The organism is Aureimonas sp. AU40 (assembly GCF_001463785.1).
Classification (GTDB): Bacteria; Pseudomonadota; Alphaproteobacteria; order Rhizobiales; family Rhizobiaceae; genus Aureimonas.
The window spans coordinates 1-8,418 of sequence record NZ_BBWL01000034.1 but is presented as its reverse complement, the minus strand read 5'-3'; the positions used below and the strand labels follow the sequence as shown (position 1 = coordinate 8,418).

The following is an 8,418-nucleotide window of genomic DNA, read 5'->3' as shown; positions in this document are numbered from 1 at the left end:
GGCGGGTCGAACCGCCGAAAAATTCTCTGTCGAATTCCTGTCGACAAATAAAATGCAATGCGCGATATCTGGGGCAACGGCACGAGGCGGCGGAGCCACCGCATTCGGCCAAGCGCTGATGGCTCACGAGGAGTATCGCGATGACCGCATCCATCTTTTCCGGCGTCATTCCCGCCCTGATGACGCCCTGCAAGGCCGACCGGACCCCGGACTACGACGCGCTGGTAAGCAAGGGCCAGGAGCTGATCGCCGCTGGCATGTCGGCCGTGGTCTATTGCGGCTCGATGGGCGACTGGCCTCTGCTGACCGACGAGCAGCGCATGGAAGGCGTCGCGCGTCTGGCGGCGGCCGGCATTCCCGTGATCGTCGGCACTGGCGCGGTGAACACGGCGACCGCCGTCGCCCACGCCGCGCACGCCCAGAAGGCCGGCGCCAAGGGCCTCATGGTGATCCCGCGCGTCCTGTCGCGCGGCTCGGTGATCGCGGCCCAGCGCGCCCATTTCAAGGCGATTCTCGCCGCCGCGCCCGAGCTTCCCGCCGTGATCTACAACAGCCCCTATTACGGCTTCGCCACGCGCGCCGATCTCTTCTTCGCGCTGCGCGCCGAGCATCCCAATCTCGTCGGCTTCAAGGAGTTCGGCGGGCCGGACGACCTGCGCTACGCCGCCGAGACGATCACCAGCCGCGCCGACGAGGTCACGCTGATGATCGGCGTCGACACGGCCGTGGTGCACGGCTTCGTCAATTGCGGCGCGACGGGCGCCATCACCGGCATCGGCAACGTCCTGCCGCGCGAAGTGATCCAGCTCTGCACCCTGGCGCAGAAGGCCGCCAAGGGCGATGCGCTGGCCCGCCGGCAGGCCAAGGACCTGGAAGAGGCGCTGGCCGTCCTCTCCTCCTTCGACGAAGGGCCGGACCTCGTTCTCTTCTTCAAGCACATGATGGTGCTGAAGGGCTTTGCGGAATACACGCTGCACTTCAACGAGAGCGACGCGCTGAGCGAAAGCCAGCGCGGCTATGTCGAAGCCCAGCTGACGCTCTTCGACACCTGGTATGCCGACTGGTCGAAGCGCGAAGGCCTCGCGGCCTGATCGCTCCGATCTCGAAACATCGAACGGAAGGGCGGGCCTCGCGGGAGGCCCGCCCTTTTGGCGTTCAGGCCCTTCCGGCGTTCAGAGCGTGATCGCGTCCAGCCCTTCGGCGGCCAGCCAGTCGAGCTGCGTCCGTTCCGCCTCGCTCAAGGCGATGCCCTCTGCCTCGGCCCTGGCGCGGGCGGCGAAGCGGCGCTGCGAGGGCAGGCGGGCGCCCTGGCCGAGGATCGCCTCGAACAGCGTTTCGGCGCGCGCGAAGGGATCGCCCTCGCGCCCGGCCGCGAACCGCTCTGGCGAGAAGGCGAGGATCAACTCGCCATGGCTCGGCGAAAGATTGGTGGAGCCGAGCTGGCGCAGGGATTCCAGACTCGTGAGATCGCCGATCATGATGCCGGCCAGAAGCTCGATCATGGTGGAGATCGCCGAGCCCTTGTGGCCGCCGAAAGTCAGCATGGCCCCGGCCAGCGCGGCTTCCGGGTCGCGCGTCGGCCGGCCATCCGCGTCCACCGCCCAGCCCTCCGGCAGCTCCTCGCCCGCCCGGCGCTTCAGCTCAATCTCGCCGCGCGCGGCGACCGAGGTGGCGAAATCGAACACGTAAGGATCGCTGCCGGAGCGCGGCCAGCCGAAGGCGAAGGGATTGGTGCCCAGCAGCGGCTTGGTGCCGCCCGCCGGCGCCACGGTGGCATAGCTCGGGCAGAGCGCGAGCGCGGCCAGCCCATGGGCGGTCACCGCCTCGACTTCCGGCCACAGCGCGGAGAAATGCGTGCAGTCGTTGATGACGAGCGCGGCCATCCCGAGCCGCCGGGCGCGCTCAGCCAGAAGCGGCAGGCCAAGCTCGAAGGCGGGGTTGGCGAAGCCGCCGCGCGCGTTGACCCGAAGGATCGCCGAGCCGTCGTCGGGCGCCAGCTCCGGCATGGCCTCGGCGTTCACCTTGCCGGCCTTCACCGTGCGCAGCGCGCCTTCGATCCGGTAGATGCCGTGCGACTTGCAGGCGTCCCGCTCGCCCGCCACGATGACCCGCGCCAGCGCGCCGCTTTGGACGGCGTTCAGCCCGCCGCGCCGGAAGATCGCCTCCACGCGGGCGAACAGCGCGTCGATCGGCAGGGAGGCGGGATCGCTTGTCATGGTGCGTCCTTTGGCGGGATGGAGGCCGGAATGAGATTGCCTGCATACACTTAGCATACATCCCCCTCAAGCTTGGCCGATTGTGGCGGGTGCACTGCGATTGTGCGTGCCCGTCTTGTTCGCAACTGCAAAAATTTGCGGCAGCGATAGGGCCTTGCACACTTGTTGTATTTTCTGTTTGATGCCGCCCAGCCGATGCGCCGAACCGGGCTGCTTCGGGGGAACCAGCAAGGGGACTGTCCATGACAATCAAGGCACTCGCGCTCAGCCTGATGGCGGCCGCCGCAATCGTCGCACCGGCCAAGGCCGACAAGCTGGACGACATCATCGCGTCGGGCACGCTGCGTTGCGCCGTCGTTCTCGACTTCCCGCCCATGGGCTCGCGCGATGCCGCGAACAACCCGGTCGGCTTCGACGTCGATTATTGCAACGATCTCGCCAAGGTCCTCGGCGTCACCGCCGAGATCGTCGAGACGCCCTTTCCCGAGCGCATCCCGGCCCTGATGTCGGGCCGCGTCGATGTCGGCGTCGCCTCCACCTCCGACACGCTGGAGCGCGCCAAGACGGTCGGCATGACGATCCCCTATTTCGCCTTCGAGATGGCGGTGACGGCGAACGAGAAGTCCGGCGTCAAATCCTTCGAGGACATGAAGGGCAAGACGGTGGGCGCCACCGCCGGCACCTACGAGGCGATCGCGCTGGAAGCGCAGGTCAAGACCTGGGGCTCCGGCGAGTTCCGCCCCTATCAGACGCAGGCCGACGTCTTCCTGGCGCTGAGCCAGGGCCAGATCGACGCCACCGTCTCCACCTCCACCGTGGCGCAGGCCAATGTGAAGACCGGCAACTTCCCCGGCATCGCCGTGGTCGGCAAGGCGCCCTTCGACATCGACTATGTCTCGCTCTTCACCAACCGCGAAGAGTATGGCCTGATCAACTATCTCAACCTGTTCATCAACCAGCAGGTCCGCACCGGCCGCTACAAGGAGCTCTACGCCAAGTGGGTCGGCGGCGAGGCCCCGAACCTCACGGTGCCCGGCGTCTACCGCTGAGCCACGTCTGACGGTCGGCGGCGCGCGGGGCTCCTTCCCGCGCGCCGATCCGTTTTTTCCAAGGGCGCGCGACGGCCATGTTCAACTACACATTCCGCTGGAACCAGGCGCTGCAGGCCCTGCCGCAGATGCTGAACGGCGCCCTGGTGACGCTCGAGATCGCGCTTCTGTCCATGGCGATCGGCCTGGTCTGCGCCGTCGCGCTCACCCTTTTCCGGCGCTCCGACAGCCGCATCCTGAAGGGCTTCGCCGCGACCTGGGTGGAGGTGGCGCGCAACACGCCGGCCCTGTTCCAGATCTACATGGCGCATTTCGGCCTCGGCGCCTTCGGCATCCATCTCAGCCCCTTCACCTCGCTGCTCGCCGGCATCGCCTTCAACAATGCCGGCTATCTTTCGGAGAACTTCCGCGGCGCGCTGAAGGCCATTCCCGACACGCAGGCCCGCGCCGGTCGCTCGCTCGGCCTTACCTCGCTCCAGGCTTTCCGCTACATTCTCCTGCCGCAGATGCTGCGCATCGCCTTCCTGCCGGCCACCAACCAGATGGTCTGGGCCATTCTCATGACCTCGCTCGGTGTCACGGTGGGCATGAACACGGATCTGGCCGGCGTCACCCAGGCGCTGAACGCCAAGTCCTTCCGCACCTTCGAGTTCTTCGCGATCGCCGCCGTCATCTATTACGTCATCGCCAAGGTGGTGACGCTGGCCGCCCGGGCGCTCGCCTGGCGCCTGTTCCGGTCCTGAGGGTTCAAGCCATGTTCACCACGGCCCTCACGGTCAACGATCTTCTCTTTCTCGCCAAAGGCGCGGGCATGACGCTGGCGGTGACGGGCGTCGCCGTCACGGTCGGCACGCTGCTCGGCATCCTGTTCGGCGTCGTGCGCTTTCAGTTCGGCGCGCTCTGGTCGGCGCCGCTCACCTTCCTGCTCGACATCTTCCGCTCGGTGCCGCTGCTCATCCAGCTGGTGCTCGGCAACGCCTTCCAGTCCATCGCCAAGCTCGGCTGGGCGCCGTTCACCACGTCTTGCGTCGTGCTCTCGCTCTACACGGCGGCCTATTGCACCGAGATCGTGCGCGGCGCCATGGGCTCGGTGCCGGCCACCACCCGGCGCGCCGGGCGCTCGCTCGGCCTCACCTGGGGCCAGGACATCCGCTATATCGTGGCGCCGCTGGCCACCCGCATCGCCCTGCCGTCCTGGATCGGGCTGACGCTGGGCGTCATGAAGGATTCGGCCCTGGTGCTTTGGCTCGGCCTGATCGAGCTCCTGCGCGCCTCGCAGATCCTCGTCACACGGCTGCAGGAGCCGCTCTTCATCCTGATGATCTGCGGCCTCATCTACTTCCTCCTGAGCTTTCCCGTCGCACGGCTCGGGTCCTATCTCGAAAGGCGCTGGTCCCCCCATGATTGAGATCCGCAACGTGCGCAAATCCTTCGGGCCGCTGGAGGTCCTGAAGGGCATCGACCTCACGGTGGCCAAGGGCGAGGTGCTCACCATCATCGGCGGCTCGGGCTCGGGCAAGTCGACGCTGCTCACCTGCATCAACGGGCTGGAGCCGATCGATTCGGGCTCCATCCTGCTCGACGGCACCGAGGTTCACGCCAAGGGCACCAATCTCGACAAGCTGCGCCGCAAGGTCGGCATCGTGTTCCAGCAGTGGAACGCCTTCCCGCATCTCACCGTGCTCGAAAACGTCATGCTGGCGCCGCGCAAGGTGCTGGGCCTGTCCAAGCCCGAGGCCGAGGCGATCGCGGTGAAGCAGCTCGGCCATGTCGGCCTCGGCGAAAAGCTGAACGTCTATCCCGCCCGCCTTTCGGGCGGGCAGCAGCAGCGCATGGCGATCGCCCGCGCGCTCGCCATGGCTCCGGAATACATGCTGTTCGATGAGGTGACCTCGGCGCTCGACCCGATGCTGGTCGGCGAGGTGCTGGACACGCTGCGCATGCTCGCCTCCGAGGGCATGACCATGATCTGCGTCACGCACGAGATGAAGTTCGCGCGCGAGGTGTCGGACCGCGTCGCCTTCTTCCACCAGGGCGTCATGGCCGAGATCGCCCCGCCCACTGAGCTCTTCGATGCGCCCCAGCACCCGGAAACCCGAACCTTCCTGGCGGCGACGCACTGACATGACGGCATCCTCTTCCCATGAGCCCGGCACGGTCGTGATCGGCGCGGGCGTGGTCGGCCTGTCCGCCGCGCTGGCGCTGCAGGCGCGCGGGCTCGCCGTCACCGTGCTCGACCGCGAGGGGCCGGCGGCCGGCGCCTCGGCGGGCAATGCCGGCGCCTTCGCCTTTACCGACATCCTGCCGCTCGCCTCGCCCGGCATCCTCAAAAAGGCGCCGCGCTGGCTGCTCGACCCGCTGGGGCCGCTCAGCGTGCCGCCGCGCTATGCCGCGCGCATCGCGCCCTGGATGTGGCTGTTCTGGCGCGCCTGCCAGCCGGCGCGGGTCGAGGCCGCCACGGCCGCGCAGACCGCGCTGATGGACCTCTCCAAGGCCGAGCTGGAGCCTTTCCTCGCTGCCACCGGCACGCTCGCCATGCTGTGCAAGGAAGGCAATCTTCAGGTCTACGAGAGCCAGTCCGAACTCGACGCCTCGCTGCCGGGCTGGCGGGCGAGGGAGGCGCACGGCATCGAATTCCACCATATGGACGCCGCCGAGATGGCGGCGATCCAGCCCGGCCTGTCGCCCCGCTTCACCCATGGCACGTTCACGCCCGGCTGGTTCTCCATCGCCGACCCGAAGGATTACGTGCTGGCGCTGGCCGAGCGCTTCGTTCAGGGCGGCGGGCGGATCGAGCGGGCCGGCGTCACGGCTCTGCGGCGGGAGGGCGAGGGCGTCGCGATCGAGACTTCGGCCGGCCCGCGCCGGGCTGCTCATGTCGTGCTCGCGGCCGGCGCCTTTTCGCACCATCTCGCCCGCACCCTGGGCGAGCGCATTCCGCTGGAAACCGAGCGCGGCTACAACACGACGCTTCCGGCCGGGGCCTTCGACCTGCGCACGCAGGTCACCTTCGGCGGCCACGGCTTCGTGGTGACGCGGCTCACCAGCGGCATTCGCGTCGGCGGCGCGGTGGAACTGGGCGGCCTTGCCCTGCCGCCCAATTTCGCGCGGTCGGAGGCGATGCTGACAAAGGCGCGGAGCTTCCTGCCGGGCCTGAACGCCGAGGGCGGCCAGCAGTGGATGGGCTTTCGCCCCTCGCTGCCCGACTCGCTACCGGCGATCGGCCGCTCGCGCGCCAGCGCCCGCGTCACCTACGCCTTCGGCCACGGCCATCTCGGCCTGACCCAGTCGGCCGGTACGGCGCGGATCGTCGCTGATCTCGTCACCGGCGCCGCGCCCGCCATCGATCTGACACCCTTCTCGCCGCAACGGTTCTGAACGCGCGCGGCGCGGCCCTGGCGCGGCGCTGCGAACCCAACCCATCGATAGAGGTCCGGCCCATGGCCAACCACACGTTCTCCTGTCTCGACGGCCACACCTGCGGCAACCCGGTCCGCCTCGTTTCGGGCGGCGGCCCGATCCTGCGCGGCGAGACCATGCTGGAAAAGCGCGCCCATTTCCTCGCCGAATATGACTGGATCCGCACCGGCCTGATGTTCGAGCCGCGGGGCCACGACATGATGTCGGGCTCGATCCTCTATCCGCCGACGCGGCCGGACTGCGACGTCGCCGTGCTCTTCATCGAGACGAGCGGCTGCCTGCCCATGTGCGGCCATGGCACGATCGGCACGATCACCATGGCGATCGAGAACGGGCTGATCCAGCCGCGCGAGCCCGGCAAGCTCTCGATCGACGCGCCCGCCGGCAAGGTGGACATCACCTATCGCCAGGAAGGCCGCTTCGTGGAGGAGGTGCGCCTCACCAACGTGCCGGGCTTCCTTTATGCCGAAGGGCTCACGGCCGAAGTCGAGGGGCTGGGCGAGATCGTGGTGGACGTCGCCTATGGCGGCAATTTCTACGCCATCGTCGAGCCGCAGAAGAACTTTCGCGACATGGCGGACTTCACGGCCGGCGAGCTGGTCGGCTTCTCGCCGAAGCTGCGCGCCGCCTTGAACGCCAAGTACGAGTTCGTCCATCCCGAGCATCCCGAGATCCAGGGGCTCAGCCATATCCAGTGGACCGGCGCGCCGACGGTCGAGGGGGCGCACGCCCGCAACGCCGTGTTCTACGGCGAAAAGGCGATCGACCGCTCGCCTTGCGGCACCGGCACCTCGGCGCGCATGGCGCAGCTCGCCGCCAAGGGCAAGCTGTCCGTCGGCGACGAGTTCGTCCACGAATCCATCATCGGCTCGCTGTTCAAGGGCCGGGTCGAGGCGGCGACCACCGTCGCCAACCGCGCCGCGATCATTCCCTCGATCGCCGGCTGGGCGCGCCAGACCGGCATCAACACGATCTTCATCGACGATCGCGACCCGTTCGCGCACGGCTTCGTGGTGAAATGAGCGCCCCGGCCCTCGCCGTCCTGGAAGGTTGGGCCGAGGGCCCGGTTCTCGCTCTCCCCGAGCCCCTGAGCTTCTGGGGCGGCGTCGACCCGGCGACGGGGCTGATCATCGACGTGCATCATCCCGCGCACGGCGCCACCGTGTCCGGCACGGTGCTGATGATGCCGACGAGCCGGGGCTCCTGCACCGGCTCCGGCGTGCTGCTCGACCTCGTGCTGGGAGGTCGCGCCCCGGCGGCGCTGGTCTTCGCCGGGCCGGAGGATGTGCTCACCCTCGGCGCGGTGGTTGCGGCCGAACTCTTCGGGCACGCCCTGCCGGTGTTCCGTGTGGCGGAGCCGGCCTATGCCGCGCTGGCCAAGGCCGGGCACGCGCGGCTCGGGCCGGACGGCATCGAGGCCGAGGGGCTGACGCTTCCCGTCGAGCCGCTGTCCGGCGTCGAGCTGGCCCTTTCCGAGGGCGACCGCGCGTGTCTGGCCGGCGAACGGGGGGAGGCGGCGCGACAGGCCATGCGCATCCTCACCGTGCTGGCGCGCCAGCAGGGCGCGGAGCGGCTGATCGACGTCACGCGCGCCCATATCGACGGCTGCATCTATGCCAGCCCCGCCAATCTCACCTTCGCCGAGACGATGGAGCGGCTCGGCGCGAAGGTCGCGATCCCGACCACGATGAACGCCATTTCGGTGGACCGCGAGAACTGGGAGCGGCAGGGCG

Annotated in this window: 9 protein-coding genes; 8 read left to right on the top strand and 1 reads right to left on the bottom strand. The window is 68.6% G+C overall.

Going from position 1 to position 8,418, the window contains the following annotated elements; all coding sequences use genetic code 11:
- Positions 1 to 140: 140 nt before the first annotated feature.
- Positions 141 to 1,091, top strand: a complete 951-nt coding sequence (locus tag AUL32_RS11740) for a dihydrodipicolinate synthase family protein (protein ID WP_062115109.1) — start codon at positions 141 to 143, stop codon at positions 1,089 to 1,091.
- 81 nt (positions 1,092 to 1,172) lie between these two features.
- Here AUL32_RS11740 and AUL32_RS11735 read toward each other — a convergent pair whose 3' ends face one another.
- On the bottom strand, positions 1,173 to 2,216 hold the full coding sequence (locus tag AUL32_RS11735; protein ID WP_062115106.1) for an Ldh family oxidoreductase: 1,044 nt from the start codon (positions 2,214 to 2,216) through the stop codon (positions 1,173 to 1,175).
- 242 nt (positions 2,217 to 2,458) lie between these two features.
- Here AUL32_RS11735 and AUL32_RS11730 point away from each other — a divergent pair, with 242 nt between their 5' ends.
- The 7 genes from AUL32_RS11730 to AUL32_RS11700 form a co-directional block, all read left to right on the top strand.
- A complete protein-coding gene (locus tag AUL32_RS11730; protein WP_061973144.1) occupies positions 2,459 to 3,265 on the top strand; it encodes an ABC transporter substrate-binding protein in 807 nt (268 codons plus the stop codon).
- Between the two features lie 77 nt (positions 3,266 to 3,342).
- Entirely contained in the window at positions 3,343 to 4,008 is a 666-nt protein-coding gene (locus AUL32_RS11725) for an amino acid ABC transporter permease (protein WP_062115102.1), read from the top strand.
- A gap of 11 nt (positions 4,009 to 4,019) precedes the next feature.
- Positions 4,020 to 4,673 (top strand): amino acid ABC transporter permease, encoded by a 654-nt coding sequence (locus tag AUL32_RS11720; RefSeq protein WP_061973141.1) that lies wholly within the window; start codon positions 4,020 to 4,022, stop codon positions 4,671 to 4,673.
- Entirely contained in the window at positions 4,666 to 5,388 is a 723-nt protein-coding gene (locus tag AUL32_RS11715; RefSeq protein ID WP_061973139.1) for an amino acid ABC transporter ATP-binding protein, read from the top strand. Before AUL32_RS11720 ends, AUL32_RS11715 begins: the two co-directional genes overlap by 8 nt.
- Before the next feature lies 1 nt (position 5,389).
- Positions 5,390 to 6,643, top strand: a complete 1,254-nt coding sequence (locus AUL32_RS11710) for an NAD(P)/FAD-dependent oxidoreductase (RefSeq protein ID WP_062115100.1) — start codon at positions 5,390 to 5,392, stop codon at positions 6,641 to 6,643.
- A 62-nt stretch (positions 6,644 to 6,705) separates the two neighbouring features.
- The gene (locus tag AUL32_RS11705; RefSeq protein ID WP_062115097.1) at positions 6,706 to 7,707 is read left to right on the top strand and encodes a 4-hydroxyproline epimerase; all 1,002 of its coding nucleotides are present in this window, start codon (positions 6,706 to 6,708) and stop codon (positions 7,705 to 7,707) included.
- On the top strand, positions 7,704 to 8,418 hold a 715-nt coding region (locus tag AUL32_RS11700; RefSeq protein ID WP_156421444.1), incomplete at its 3' end, for an aconitase X swivel domain-containing protein. The genes AUL32_RS11705 and AUL32_RS11700, both read left to right, overlap by 4 nt.